This is a genomic window from Pontibacter sp. HSC-14F20 (assembly GCF_019599265.1).
Classification (GTDB): Bacteria; Bacteroidota; Bacteroidia; order Cytophagales; family Hymenobacteraceae; genus Pontibacter.
Map to the genome: position 1 here is coordinate 75,174 of NZ_JAHZTC010000013.1, position 14,707 is coordinate 89,880.

At 51.1% G+C, this 14,707-nt stretch carries 13 protein-coding genes; all 13 read left to right on the forward strand.

Annotated features, from left to right (window positions below; translation table 11 throughout):
* The first annotated feature begins 91 nt into the window (after window positions 1-91).
* Entirely contained in the window at window positions 92-2,218 is a 2,127-nt protein-coding gene (locus K3G39_RS13560; protein ID WP_220626705.1) for a PAS domain-containing protein, read from the forward strand.
* Window positions 2,219-2,299: 81 nt separating this feature from the next.
* Window positions 2,300-3,214, forward strand: a complete 915-nt coding sequence (locus tag K3G39_RS13565) for a pirin family protein (protein WP_220626706.1) — start codon at window positions 2,300-2,302, stop codon at window positions 3,212-3,214.
* Window positions 3,215-3,357: 143 nt separating this feature from the next.
* A complete protein-coding gene (locus K3G39_RS13570; RefSeq protein ID WP_220626707.1) occupies window positions 3,358-3,972 on the forward strand; it encodes a TetR/AcrR family transcriptional regulator in 615 nt (204 codons plus the stop codon).
* A 182-nt stretch (window positions 3,973-4,154) separates the two neighbouring features.
* Window positions 4,155-5,396, forward strand: coding sequence for a pyridoxal phosphate-dependent aminotransferase family protein (locus K3G39_RS13575; RefSeq protein WP_220626708.1), 1,242 nt, complete (start codon window positions 4,155-4,157; stop codon window positions 5,394-5,396).
* On the forward strand, window positions 5,374-6,495 hold the full coding sequence (locus K3G39_RS13580; protein WP_220626709.1) for a hypothetical protein: 1,122 nt from the start codon (window positions 5,374-5,376) through the stop codon (window positions 6,493-6,495). Before K3G39_RS13575 ends, K3G39_RS13580 begins: the two co-directional genes overlap by 23 nt.
* Window positions 6,492-7,484 (forward strand): NAD(P)-dependent oxidoreductase, encoded by a 993-nt coding sequence (locus tag K3G39_RS13585; protein ID WP_220626710.1) that lies wholly within the window; start codon window positions 6,492-6,494, stop codon window positions 7,482-7,484. Before K3G39_RS13580 ends, K3G39_RS13585 begins: the two co-directional genes overlap by 4 nt.
* 40 nt (window positions 7,485-7,524) lie before the next feature.
* Window positions 7,525-8,850: an inositol-3-phosphate synthase gene (locus K3G39_RS13590; protein ID WP_220626711.1), complete on the forward strand. Its 1,326-nt coding sequence runs from the start codon at window positions 7,525-7,527 to the stop codon at window positions 8,848-8,850.
* Between the two features lie 9 nt (window positions 8,851-8,859).
* Entirely contained in the window at window positions 8,860-9,321 is a 462-nt protein-coding gene (locus K3G39_RS13595; protein WP_220626712.1) for a phosphatidylglycerophosphatase A, read from the forward strand.
* Window positions 9,322-9,693 (forward strand): GtrA family protein, encoded by a 372-nt coding sequence (locus K3G39_RS13600; RefSeq protein ID WP_220626713.1) that lies wholly within the window; start codon window positions 9,322-9,324, stop codon window positions 9,691-9,693.
* Between the two features lie 79 nt (window positions 9,694-9,772).
* On the forward strand, window positions 9,773-12,286 hold the full coding sequence (locus tag K3G39_RS13605) for a DUF5686 and carboxypeptidase-like regulatory domain-containing protein (RefSeq protein ID WP_255594332.1): 2,514 nt from the start codon (window positions 9,773-9,775) through the stop codon (window positions 12,284-12,286).
* 24 nt (window positions 12,287-12,310) lie between these two features.
* A complete protein-coding gene (locus K3G39_RS13610; protein WP_255594333.1) occupies window positions 12,311-13,024 on the forward strand; it encodes a CDP-alcohol phosphatidyltransferase family protein in 714 nt (237 codons plus the stop codon).
* Between the two features lie 14 nt (window positions 13,025-13,038).
* Window positions 13,039-13,599, forward strand: coding sequence for a DUF4833 domain-containing protein (locus tag K3G39_RS13615; protein WP_220626716.1), 561 nt, complete (start codon window positions 13,039-13,041; stop codon window positions 13,597-13,599).
* Between the two features lie 127 nt (window positions 13,600-13,726).
* Entirely contained in the window at window positions 13,727-14,677 is a 951-nt protein-coding gene (locus tag K3G39_RS13620; protein WP_220626717.1) for a phosphatase PAP2 family protein, read from the forward strand.
* The last annotated feature ends 30 nt before the right edge of the window (window positions 14,678-14,707 follow it).

The following is a 14,707-nucleotide window of genomic DNA, read 5'->3' on the forward strand; positions in this document are numbered from 1 at the left end:
CTGGTTAGATGGCTCAGTGGCAGCTCTGCCCAAAAGCCTGGTAACATCGTTTATACCTACACGTAATCAGTGTTATTTAATGAAGCCTCCCATGCTACGTAGTGCAGCCAATGCTCAGGAGAATCAGCCTGGTCAATCCATTCCATTTCAACGCTTATTGGAAGTACAGAGTGGGTTAATACTACTCATTTCACCTGACCTGACAGTGATGGGTGCCTCAGATGCTTATTTACGTGAAACACTTGTAAGCCGTGAGCACATCATGGGCAAGCAGCTATTCACTGTCTTTACAGACAACCCGCATACCCCCGAAAACTCTCCTTCGGCAACTATTCGTGCATCGATCGAGCGTGCGGTCGCTACCCGTCAAACCGACAAAATAGATGTCATTCGCTACGACATCCAGGCCCCCGGCAAACCTGGAGAATTCATTGAGCGTTTCTGGAGTACTACAAACACCCCCATCTACAACAGTGAGAACAAACTGGTCTGCATCCTGCATGAAACAAAAAATATTTCAGATGACCTGAAAACGAAAGCTCAGCTGCGCGAAAGTCGTGAAAAAGAACAGATGGCACTGGCCCAGGCAGAGCAACAGCGCCTGCGTATGGAGCGCCTTTTTGATCACGCACCGGCGGCCTGTGCCATGCTCGAAGGGCCCACTTTCATCTACAGGGTGATCAACACAGCTTATCAACAGCTTTTTCCGGGCCGCGAGATGTTAAACCTGCCCCTGTTTGAGGCTTTGCCAGAACTAAGAGACCAGGCAGTTTATGAGATCATGCAAGAGGTATACAGAACCGGCGAGACTTACAAGGGGAAAGAAGTGCTGGTGCCAGTGGCCCGCTACGAAGGGCAGCCAACCGAAGACATCTATTGGAATTTTATATACCAGGCTCTTCTGGATGCCGATGGCCAGGTAAACGGCATTTTGATTTTCGCGCTGGATGTGACGGACTTTGTAGTAGCGCGCCAGCAGGTGGAATCGAATGCTGCCTCACTGCAAACCATGAACCTCGGGCTGGAAGAGGTGATCAATCGCCGCACTTTTGAGCTGGAGCAGGCGCAGGCAGAAGCGGAGCGCCAAAGCAAACGCCTGCAAGGCCTGTTTATGGGAGCCCCTGCCGCCATCTGTATTTTAAGCGGGCCCGACCTGGTGTACGAGCTGGTTAACCCGGCATATGCCGCGCTGTTTCCTGAACGGGAGCTGCTCGGCAAGCCCATACTGGAGGCGCTGCCTGAAATAGAAGGCAATACAGTTTACAAAACGTTTCGGGAGGTATACGAGACAGGGCGCACCCACGAGGAGAAAGAAATGTACATTCCGTTTGCCCGGCTCGATGGTACAATGGAAGACAGGTACTTCCGCTACATACAGCAGGCCCGCTACAATGAGCAAAACCAGATCGACGGGGTGGTAGTGTTTGCCTTGGAGGTAACGGAGCAGGTGCAGTCCCGCATGGCGGTAGAAGCAAGCGAAGAACGTCTGCAGAAAGCTAACAAAGAATTCAATATTGCCAATCAGCAGCTCGTCTACATCAACAAAGACCTCGATAACTTTATCTACACGGCTTCGCACGATTTAAAGGCTCCGATTTCCAACATCGAAATGCTCATAGGGGAGTTACTACTCGAACTTTCGGAAGATAGCCTTGACAAACCAGATGTGAAACGGATTCTCAGCATGATTCAGGGCTCTGTGTCCAGGTTCAAGAAAACGATCTCCAGTCTGACGGATATCTCCAAGATTCAGAAAGAGGAGCTGAATAAGGAGGAGCTCGTGGTGGTGGCAGACGTAGTAAGGGAAGTGGAGCTTGATCTCGGGAAAAAGATCGCCGAAAAAGACGCCCGCATCGAGACGGATATTGCTGATTGCTCGACCATGGCTTTTTCAGAGAAAAACCTCCGCAGCATCCTCTACAATCTGCTGTCGAACGGCATTAAATACAGTCACCCGGAAAGAAAACCTCGTCTAAAAGTGAGTTGCAGCCACGAAAATGGTTTTCAGGTGCTTCAGGTTCGGGATAATGGTTTAGGCTTACGGCCTGCGCAACAGGCCAAACTCTTTACCATGTTCAAGCGCTTTCACGACCACGTAGAAGGCACGGGCGTGGGTTTGTATATGGTGAAAAGGATAGTGGAAAATGCCGGCGGCAGGATAGAAGTGGAGAGCGAGATAGGCGTGGGAACGACCTTCAGCGTATACTTCAATAAATAGAGCTGGCAGCACTCCGAACATTGTTAGCTAAAGAAGCGGGTGCTTTTACATCAGGTATAAGATTGATCTAAATGCTTATTTATGCTGGATATTGTTATTGAAGCACGCAAAGCTTCGCTCGCCCCCGGGATGGATGTGCGACGCATTCTGCCTTTTCGGTTGCGCCGTATGGTTGGTCCCTTCATCTTCATGGACCATGCCGGTCCTGTGGACGTGCAGCCACCGCTTACCCACGACATGGACGTGCTGCCGCACCCGCACATCGGTCTTTCTACAGTCAGCTACCTGTTTGGCGGACAAGTAACGCACCGCGACAGCCTGGGCGTTGAGCAGATCATCCGGCCGGGAGAAGTGAACTGGATGACAGCTGGAAGCGGCATTGCGCACTCCGAGCGGTTCGAAGACCCGGCCACCCTGGCAGGCGGCGAACTGGAAATGATACAGACCTGGGTAGCCCTGCCCGAGAAAGACGAAGAAGCAGCTCCTGCTTTTGAGAATTACAAGCCTGAACAGTTACCCATTTTTACAGAAACCGGCGTATGGATGCGCCTGATAGCCGGAGATGCTTACGGACTCCGGAACGATGTAAAAACTCATTCACCCCTGTTTTATTTGCATGTTGTGCTGGAAAAAGGCACCCGCTTTGGTTTGCCAAAAGAGCACATGGAGCGTGGTATTTACGTGGCGAAAGGCAGTATAGAAGTTGCGCACAGGACGTATACTGTCGGGCAGATGCTGGTATTTAACAAAGGTGCGGATCCGCTCATACTGGCAAAAGAACCAAGTACACTGATGCTACTGGGCGGGGAACCGCTTGGCGAACGCTATATCTGGTGGAATTTTGTATCGTCGCGCAAAGAAAGGATAGAACAGGCGAAAGCCGACTGGAAAGAAGGACGCATCCTGTTGCCGCCTACCGATAACCTGGAATTTGTGCCGCTACCCGCTGACCGTTCGAAGCCCGCCGGCGGACCAGCACCGCAGGCACTTTCTTAAGGTATAGCAGGTATAGCGTTGCTTCCAGGCAGGTAGAGGTAACCCGCTCTACACAAATTTCAAAAATATTGACTCTCCAAAAGTAGTTTGATAATTAACTTTCATTTACCTTTGGACCGAAAAACGATTTTGGTCTAACGGGTATGAACGAGAAGGATGAACTTGTAAGAAAAGAGATTCTCGACGAGGCTCAAAAACTCTTCAGGCATTTCGGTTGGTCCAAAACTACCATGGAGGACATTGCCAAAGCAGCCGGGAAAGGAAAGAGCACCCTCTATTACTACTATAAAAGTAAAGACGAGATCTTTGATGAAGTCCTGACGCGCGAAATGGATGAGGTTTTCCGGAAGCTGCAGGAGGAGGTGAACAAAGTGCAGACTGCTGAAGACAAAATGAGAACGCTGTGCCTGACCAGGTTCAATATCCTCAAAGAGAAGGCAAACCTTTACAATGTGATCAGAGGCGACATAGAAGCAAATATTCCGCGTCTGAGGGATCTGCACAGGCGCTACGAGTTAAGAGAAATCAGCCTGGTCCGAAACATCCTCCGGTTTGGGCTTGAGCGCAAAGAATTTGCTCAGTATGCAGCAGATGATATCGACTCCATCGCATTCGCCATGGTATGTGCTTTTCGGGGTCTGGAGGTTGGTTTGCTGGTCGAGAATAAATTTGCTGCGCTGGAGGGCAGGATGGATCTGATCAATGATATTTTGATGCGGGGCCTGAAAACAAAGAATTCTGATCTTTCTAAAGAATAATCCTAAAATATTCCTAAAAAAATAATAATTTTAATACTAGGCAACAATATTAGGTATAAGTAGTTCTATAATTTATGAACCAAGAGAACCCGATAAGCTTTATACTCAGCTTTAATCAGGCTAATGACGTAATTGGGTTAGTGCCAGTTAATTAAATGCAAATAATATTTAAAGTATTGTAGATGGGCAATTTACTTCGTGAGAAAATCCTCGCCCGTGAGAAGAGCGCTGCATACCATGCAGCTGAACGGGCGATGGCGCAGGGAGCCTATCCTTATTTCAGATCAATAGAGTCTGCTCAGGATACGGAAGTGATCATCAATGGCCAGAAGGTGCTGATGTTTGGGTCAAACGCTTATTTGGGGCTTACCAACCATCCGAAGGTGAAGGAGGCGGCCATCGATGCCATAATGAAATATGGCAGTGGCTGCGCGGGTTCGCGCTTCCTGAACGGCACGCTCGACATCCACATGGAGTTGGAGAGAAGGCTGGCCGCCTATGTTGGCAAAGAGGATGCCCTGGTGTTCAGCACCGGCTTTCAGGTAAACCTGGGCGTGATTTCCAGCCTCACCGGGCGCAACGATTACATGCTGCTGGATGAGTACAACCACGCCTCCATCATCGACGGAAGCAGGCTCTCTTTTTCCAAGGTGATCAAGTATAAGCACAACGACATGCAGGACCTGGAAAGCAAGCTGAGCCGCCTGCCTGCAGATGCCATTAAGCTGATCGTAGTGGACGGGGTTTTCAGTATGGAAGGCGATATTGTAAAATTGCCGGAACTGGTGGCCCTGTCCGAACGCTACGGTGGCAGCATTATGGTAGATGATGCCCACGCATTGGGTGTGATCGGTGAACAGGGTGCTGGCACGGCTTCTCATTTTGGGCTGACAGACCAGGTGGACCTGATCATGGGAACGTTCAGTAAATCACTCGCCTCGCTGGGTGGCTTTATTGCGAGCGATTTCGATACGATCCAGTACCTGAAGCACCATGCCCGTTCCCTCATTTTTAGCGCGAGTATGTCGCCTGCTTCGGTGGCCAGCACACTCGCCGCCCTCGACATCATTCAGTCAGAGCCGGAGCGCCGTGAGCAACTGTGGCAAAACACCAATTATGCCATAGAACTCCTGAATGCCGCCGGTCTGGAACTGGGGCCGACCGAGACGCCGATTATACCTGTGTTTGTACGCGACAACGACCTGACCTTTCAGGTGACCAAAGTGCTGCAGGACAATGGCATTTTCGTGAACCCGGTGGTGGCGCCGGCAGTCCCTGCTGATTCCACCTTGCTGCGCCTCTCTATTATGGCTACACATACCTTCGGACAGATTGAAGAGGCAGTAACTAAAATGGCTGATGCATTTAAATTGCTAGGCATTAACTCCCGAAACACACCTTATGAAGCGCGTACTGCCTGTTAAGACCAAGCAGCAGTTGAAAGCCTTCATTGACTTTCCGCATGCGCTGTATAAAGACGACCCACATTATGTGCCCGAGCTTTATGTTGCGCAGAAGGATTTGTTGACGCCGGGTAAACACCCTTTTTATGAGCACTCTACCCTGCAGCTATACCTGGCATACCAGGATGAGCAGGTGGTGGGGCGGATTGCGGCTATCCTCAACAACAACCACAATGCTTTCAACAACAGCCGGGACGGTTTCTTCGGTTTTTTTGACTGCGTGAATGATGGGGAAGTGGCCGGCATGCTGATACAGGAGGCGCAGCAGTGGCTGTTAACAAAGCAGGTAGCGACCATGATCGGGCCGGTGAACTTCTCGACCAACGAAACCTGCGGCATGCTGGTGGAGGGCTTCGACAGTTCGCCTGTGGCCATGATGCCCTATAACTACAGCTACTACATACAGTTGCTGGAAGAACTGGGCTTTCAGAAAAAGGTGGACCTGCTGGCTTACCAGTTCCTGGCTGAAGGTTACAACGACAAAGCTGCCCGCATGGCAACGGCGCTTCGCGAGCGCTTAGAGCAGAAAGGCATTATTATCCGTCCGATCAATCTGAAAAACTATAAGCAGGAAGCGGAAAGTCTGCGCGGGATCTACAACTCAGCCTGGGATAAAAACATGGGCTTTGTGCCGATGACGCCAAAGGAATTTGACTACATGGCCAAAGACCTGAAAATGATCGTGGACCCGGATTTCTGTCTGATTGCCGAGCACAACGGAAAAGTAGTAGGTTTTTCACTGGCTATACCTGATATCAACCAGATCCTGAAAAAGATCAGAAAAGGGCGTTTGTTACCGACTGGTATTTTTAAATTGCTTCTGCTGCGCAAAAAGATAACTGCCGTTCGTATTCTGGCGCTGGGTGTGATCGAAGGGTATAGGAAAATGGGGATAGAAGCCTGTTTTTATGGCGCTGCCATGCAGAAGCACCGGGAAAAGAAAATGCATTCAGCAGAAGCCTCCTGGATACTGGAAAACAATCTGCTGATGAACCAGGGGCTGATAAAAATGGGTGCCAAGCCTTATAAAAAGTACAGGATTTTCGAGAAAGCGCTATGAAAGAACGGGTACTGATAACGGGGGCAAGCGGATTTGTAGGCCATCACCTGGTGGAGGCTGCTGTGCAGGCCGGACTGGAGGTATACGCCGCCGTGCGACCTTCCAGCGACGTGGCACACCTGGAGCCTTTCGGTATCCGCTATACCTCGCTCGACTTCAGCAACACCGAAGCATTGGTGAAAGAACTGGAGGAGAAGCAGTACCACTACATTATTCATGCGGCAGGCATCACCAAAGCCAAGACTGAGCAGGAGTATATTCAGGTAAACGCCGGCTACACCCAAAAGCTGGCTCTGGCTGCCACAAAAGCCGCTATACCGCTGCGGAAGTTTGTCTTTATCAGCAGTCTGGCGGCGCTGGGGCCGGTGGTGTACAACGAGGCGACTCCGATACATGAACAGAATAAGCCCCAACCGGTCACAGCCTATGGCAAGAGCAAACTGCTGGCTGAGCAATACCTGGCCGAGATAAAAGACCTGCCTCTGGTGGTGCTGCGCCCGACGGCAGTATACGGCCCGCGGGAGAAGGATATTTTCATCATCCTCAAAACCCTGAACCTGGGACTGGAACCCTACATCAGCAACAAGCCGCAGTGGCTGAGCTTTGTGTATGTAAAAGATCTGACCAAAGCGGTGATACAGTCACTCGGCGCAGGTATAAATCATGCGGCTTACAACGTGTCCGACGGCAACAGTTACGACCGATATGCCCTGGCTACTATTACCAAGCGCATTCTGGGGAAGAAGTCCATCCGGTTTCATGTGCCGATGGGGGTGGTGAATGTGATGGCCCGGCTACTGGAGGCGGCCTATGCAAGCAGCAGTAAGATGCCGGCACTCAACCAGGAGAAGCTCAACGAGCTGGCTGCCGAAAACTGGAACTGCAGTATTGAGCGCATTAGGCAGGACCTGGGTTTTGTGCCGGAATATGACCTGGAGAAGGGGCTGGCGCAAACATTGAAATGGTATAAAGAAAACAATTGGCTATAAGTAGTAATTTTAAAACAGTTTTAGACTTTAAGTGAATAAGATGGAATATCAAGTAAAACCAGCCGAAGGGCGCTTGGGTATCCTGCTTCCGGGTCTGGGAGCAGTTGCGACCACATTCATTGCAGGGGTAGAGGCAATCAAAAAAGGTTTCTCTAAGCCGGTAGGTTCACTTTCTCAGATGGGCAACATCCGCCTGGGCAAGCGTACAGATAACCGCAACCCGCTGATCAAAGACTTTGTGCCATTGGCAAACCTGAACGACATCGTTTTTGGTGGCTGGGATGTGTACGAAGACAACGTTTTTGAAGCTGCTGTAAACGCGCAGGTGCTGGAGCCGATGCTGCTGCACTCTATTAAGGCGGAACTGGAGTCGATCAAGCCGATGAAAGCCGTGTTTGACAAAGCCTATGCCCGCAACCTGGACGGCACTAACGTGAAAGAAGCCGCCACCAAGTATGAACTGGCTGAAGCACTGATGGAAGACATGCGTACTTTCAAAGAGGTGAATGGCTGTGATCGCCTGGTAATCGTTTGGTGTGGTTCTACGGAGGTATACACCGAGGTAAGCGACGTGCACATGACAGTAGCTGCCTTTGAAGAAGGCCTGCGCAACAACGACCCGCGCATCGCGCCAAGCATGATCTATGCGTACGCCGCGCTCAAAATGGGTGTGCCTTACGCAAACGGTGCCCCTAACCTGACAGTGGATATACCTGCGCTGGTGGAGCTGGCGAAAGAGAATGGCGTGGCTATTTCCGGTAAAGACTTCAAAACAGGTCAGACGCTGATGAAGACCATCGTAGCACCTGGTCTGCAGGCAAGAGCGCTGGGTATCAATGGCTGGTTCTCTTCTAACATCCTGGGTAACCGCGATGGTTTGGTGCTCGACGATCCGGATAACTTCAAGACAAAAGAAGTATCGAAACTGGGTGTGCTCGAAGACATTCTGCACCCGGAGGACAACCCGGAACTGTACGGCGATCTGTACCACAAGGTACGCATCAACTATTACCCACCTCACGGCGACAACAAAGAGAGCTGGGATAACATCGACATTTTCGGCTGGCTGGGTTACAAGATGCAGATCAAAATCAACTTCCTGTGCCGCGATTCCATTTTGGCAGCGCCTATCGTGCTGGACCTGGCCCTGTTTACGGACCTGGCACAGCGCGCAGGTATGAGCGGTATACAGGAGTGGCTGTCGTTCTACTACAAGTCGCCGCAAACTGCCGAAGGCCTGCGTCCGGAGCATGACATCTTCAAACAGTTGATCAAGCTGCAGAACACGCTGCGCCACATCATGGGCGAAGACCTGATCACGCACCTGGGCCTGGATTATTATCAGGACCTGGTAGAATCGCTCTAGTCTGATCAAATGATAAGAGTACACAAACTAGTTTCCACCAGCCTGGGCATCGGCTACATGGGCAAGGGAGGCGGCACAGTAGCAGCTGTGGCTACCTGTCTGTGCCTGTATGCCGCGCAGCCGGCTGGCGGGAGCCAGCTTGTTAACTGGCTTCCTGTCATCACCCTGCTGCTCACGGTGTTGGGGGTCTGGTCAGCCAACGAAGTGGAGCCATACTGGGGCAAAGACGATAAGAAAGTAGTGATAGACGAGGTAGCAGGTATGCTGATTACCATGCTGTTTATACCTGTCACACTCAGCACACTGCTAGTTGGCCTGGTACTGTTTCGCTTCTTTGATATTGTGAAGCCGCTGTATATTCGAAAACTGGAGAAAGTGAGGGGAGGACTGGGCGTAATGCTGGACGACGTAGTGGCGGGCGTTTACGCAAATATCATTTTACAGCTACTTTTCTACTTCAACATTCTTTAGATGCTCACCTTCCTAAGGGCACAGGCCGCTTCGCTTATAGCCTCTGGTGTCGACTTCGTGATGACGATCCTGGCCGTGGAGCTGGTTGGTTTATGGTACGTGACAGGCACTGTAATGGGCACTGTTTCAGGCGGAATCACACATTTTTCCCTGGGCAGAACATGGGTTTTTAAAGCCTCAGACAAAACCATACCTACACAATTTCTCAAATATTTTATGGTCTGGAACGGCAGCCTGGTACTGAATGCATCGGGTGTGTATATGGTGACGCAATATGGCGGGGTGAACTACATCTTCTCCAAAGTGCTGGTTTCGCTGTTCGTCGGATTTTCTTATAACTACATTATTCAAAAAAAATATGTATTCCGCTAAGGGTATATATAAGGTATATATCCATTTTACGCTTTGCTTTCTGGTGCTACTGTTATCGGGATTAAATGCAGGCACTGTGATGGCCCAGATTGGGATTACGACCGTGAAAGGGACCGTAACTGATGCCACCACCAAAGAAGCCCTGATCGGTGTTTCGGTTTTTATACCTGGCACCAGCATCGGTACCAGCACCGACTACGAGGGTAATTTTCAAATCAGGACAAACCAACAACAAGATAAAATACAACTCTCATACCTGGGTTACAGAACGGCGACGTTTACCATCAAACCGGGCGAAGAGCAGACCCTGAACGTGCGCCTCGAGACGGACGCCAGGCAGCTGAATGAAGTGGTCGTGGTAGGCAAAAAGCGCAAGGTGCACTACAGCAACAAAAATAACCCTGCCGTTGACCTGATCCGCGAAATTGTGGCCAACAAGCCGAAGAACAGACCGGAAAACTACGACTACGTGCAGTACGAGCAGTACGAGAAAACGCAGATGTCGCTGGTGAATACGGCTGAGAAGCTGAAGCGCAATCTCCTGCTGCGCAAGTATGACTTCATCACCAGCAACATCGATACAACCGTGCTCCCGGGCAGAGCAGTGCTGCCTTTCTTCATACAGGAGGAGCTGACAGAGCACTATTTCCGCAAGTCGCCGCAAACGCGCAAGACTGTGGTGAAGGCTGAGAAGAAAGTTGATTTCGGAGAGTTTGTCGACAACCAGGGCATCATGGCCTACATGCAGCACATGTACCAGGACGTCGACATTTACGAGAACAACATCACCATCCTGACCAACCAGTTCCTCAGCCCAATCGCCGACATGGCGCCTACGTTCTACAAGTTCTACCTCAAGGACACGGTGAGAACCGATGAGGGACAGCAACTGGCCAGACTCCAGTTTGAGCCGCGCAACCCATCAGCCTTTATGTTCACCGGTAGTCTATATGTAACGCTCGATGGCACTTACGCGGTGCAAAGTGTGGACATGGAGGTGAGCGAGGGTGTGAGCATCAACTGGGTGCGCGACCTCAAAATCAAACTGGACTTTGAGCAGAACCCGGACGGACGCTACCACCTGAGCAGAAGCGGTCTTAAAGCAGACTTCGGCCTGACGCAGAACAGCGACATGGGCTTTTACGGGGAGCGTGTGGTTTCCTTTAAAGACTACAAAATAAATGAAGCGCAGCCTGCCTCGCGCTACGAAGGCGAGGCGCTGGTGCGGTTACAGCAAACAGCAGGTATGGACGAGGATTTCTGGCAGGCCAGCCGGCACGACTCGCTCTCGTCTGTGGAGGTCAACACCTATACCAACATCGACAGCCTGGTGAACATGAGATCTTTCAGACGCACCATGGACTGGGCCACTGCCCTGATTGCAGGGTATAAGCGGGCGGGTTCTACTGTCGAGATTGGTCCGATCAACACCTTTTATAGCTTCAACCCTGTAGAGGGCTTCCGGCTGCGCTTAGGCGGACGCACAACCAACAACTTCAGCAAGAAAGTGATGCTGGAGACCTACACGGCCTATGGTTTCAAGGACGAAAAGTGGAAGTATTACCTGGGCGGCACTTACTCGCTCACCGACCGCTCCATCTGGGAATTTCCGGTGCGGGCTATCCGTGTGAGCTACCAGAAGGATACTAACATACCGGGTCAGGAACTGCAGTTTGTGCAGGAAGACAATTTCCTGCTTTCCTTTAAGCGCGGCGACAACGATAAATGGCTTTACAACGAAACCTACAACATCGATTACCTGCGGGAGTTCAAGAACCACATGTCCTACCGTATCGGTTTCCGAAACTGGAAACAGACACCAGCCGGTTCGCTGCACTATATACCTGTAGGAGATGGAGGCGGCGATGACGAGACACTGGCACTGAAACACCTGACCACAACAGAGGCCTCGCTGGAACTGCGCTGGGCACCGAACGAGCAGTTTTTGCAGGGCAAGATTTACCGTACACCTGTCGCTAACCGATACCCGGTGTTTACGCTGCGGGCAGCGGCTGGTCTGAAAGGGACATTAGGAGGGCAGTTTGAATACCAGAAAGTGGCCCTGAACATGAGCAAGCGCTTTTATCTGTCGCAGCTGGGTTATTCGGATGTCGTGACGGAAGGCGGCTATACCTTCGGGCTGGTGCCGTTCCCGCTGCTGACGATCCATCGTGCCAACCAGAGCTACTCATACCAGTTGCAGTCTTATAACCTGATGAACTTCCTGGAATTTGTGAGCGACCAGTATGCCAGCGTGCACATCGACCACAGCTTCAACGGTTTCATCTTTAACAAGCTCCCCTTGATCAAGAAAACCAAATTGCGGGAGTTTGTTACCTTTAAGGCCCTGTATGGCAAAGTGCGCGAAGAAAACATGCCAAACGAAAATCCTGACCTATTGCGCTTCCCGACTGATGCAAACGGGTTGCCGATCACGTATACCCTGGAAAACAAGCCTTATATGGAAGCGAGCGTAGGTATAGGCAACATCTTTAACTTCTTCAGAATTGACCTGGTGAAGCGCCTGACCTACCTGGATCATCCAAATGTGTCGGAATTAGGTATAAGGGGCAGGTTTAAGTTTGATTTTTAAGCAATCAACAGATAACGCATGAGCATGGAAAAATTACGCGACGCGCTGCAGCAGGGGATCTACACGGTAATCAACCCTTTTGTGAGGCTACTGATCAGGTTCGGCTTTACGCCCAATGCCGTCACTACCACGGGTCTTATCCTCAACATCGGGGTGGCGGGTATCTTTATCTGGGGCGGAGAAACCAGCAACAGGGGAGAACTCGGGTATGTGGGCTGGGCCGGAGCGCTGGTGCTTTTTGCGGGCGTATTCGACATGCTCGATGGGCAGGTGGCACGGCTGGGCAACATGAAGTCTACCTTCGGGGCTATGTACGACTCGGTACTGGATCGCTACAGCGAGATGATCATGTTCATGGGCATCTGCTACTACCTGATCTCGCACCACTACCTGCTCAGTTCGCTTTTCGCATTTGTGGCCCTGATCGGCTCGATGATGGTGAGCTATACCCGCGCGCGCGCTGAAGGGCTGGGCGTGGAATGCAAGGGAGGTCTGATGCAGCGACCGGAGCGGATCGTGCTGATCGGGGTGTCGGCTATTGCCTGCGGCATCACCCATTATTTTGTGGGGGCCGATTACAAGGTATACGTACCGGGCATCCCTTTCCATGTGTTCGAAACCATGTCTGTCTTCACGCTGCCTATTACCGTGATGGCGGTAATGACGAACATCACGGCTTATAACAGGCTCATGGACTCCAAAAAAGCCATGGAGCAGAAAGAGATGGCAACACGCTAAAAAAGCACAACAACGTGAGGAAATTTATTTACCTGGCACTTCTGCTGCTTTACACAGGTATAGGCAGTGCCAGCGGTAACAGTCCGGCAGGTATAGCCGAAGCAAAAGCTGATACGCTGCCGGTACCCAAGGGTGTGAAAGAGCTGCTGTTTTACGTGCAGCGCGACCCGAATGCCAACACCGTGGTCTACGAACTGAACCGGTCGGCGCAGGGAGCGCTGAACGAGACGGAGCCAATCCATCCGTTCTGGATCCGGTATGCCGATGGGGGAGAACGCAGGGAACTCAACTATGTGCAGCGTAAATTTGCCTACGGCGTCAACACTAAAAAACTGGGTAAAGACAACTACGAGCTCAAATTTGTGAGTTACGGCAAACTGGCGCTTTACCTGCGCAAAGACACGGAAGGCAGGTATAACGTGTACACCACCATCAACAAGAAAGAAGCGATACTGGACCGTGTGTTTGTGCGCATCGAAGGCGGAACATTCTGGGTGCCCAATGTGCTGTATGTTGAGTTGAGCGGGTACGATGCCGCTACCGGAAAGGCAGTGACGGGTCGTTTTAAACCCTAGTTTGCAGATGACAAAGCATTTCACTAGCTGCTTTGTCGGAGTACTGCATCACTCCTCCATTGTTACTAAAGACTAAGCTCAGCGCTGTGAAACAAAGTTTTCGGATCTGATTTTGAGAAAAAATAACATGAGTACAACTACTGCGGCAGCAGGGGAGAAGAAGCGCGTATCGCGCAGGGAAATACTGGTGCTGGCTGCTTTATCTGTTGGGTATCTGCTGCTGTCGTACCTGCTGGTAGGCTTTAAGACAGATCAGCTGTTTTTGATTGGCCTGGCGAACGCCTTGTATTTTGCCACTCCCATCACCCGCAAATTCATCACCGGCTTTTCGATTTTTATAGTGTTCTGGGTGCTGTACGATTACATGAAGGCCTTCCCGAACTTTTGGTTCAACGCCGTGCACATCGAGGACCTGTATAACGCCGAGAAAGCAGTGTTCGGGCTACGTGATGGTGGCGTTATACTTACTCCCAACGAGTACTGGCAGCTGCACAGCTATACCTTCCTGGACGTGCTGAGCGGTATTTTTTACCTCAGTTGGGTGCCGGTGCCGCTGGCCTTCGCCGGCTTTCTGTTCTTCTGGAACCGACAGCAGTTTATCTACTTCTCGCTCACGTTTCTGCTCGTCAACCTGCTGGGCTTTGTAGTCTACTACCTATACCCGGCTGCGCCGCCTTGGTACGTGCAGCTGCATGGTTTCGAGTTCATTGCATCTACGCCCGGCAACACAGCAGGTCTGGTGCGCTTCGATGAGTTTTTCGGTATTACGGTCTTTCATTCGCTGTATGCCAAGGGCTCCAATGTGTTTGCCGCCATGCCTTCGCTGCACTCCGCTTATCCGCTCATCGTGCTTTACTATGCCCTGAAAAACAAGTTAGATATAGTTGCGAAAGTGCTTTTCACCATCATCACGGTGGGCATCTGGTTTGCGGCCGTCTATACCTCGCACCATTATGTACTCGATGTACTGGCAGGTATAATCTGCGCCGCATGTGGCATCCTGTTGTTCAACTGGCTGGTTGCCAGAAAAGGTGCTGTAAGCAGAGCCATCGGGCAATTTGTAGCCGCCATCCGCTAACAATGCCTGCATCCGGGCAAAATTTAATCT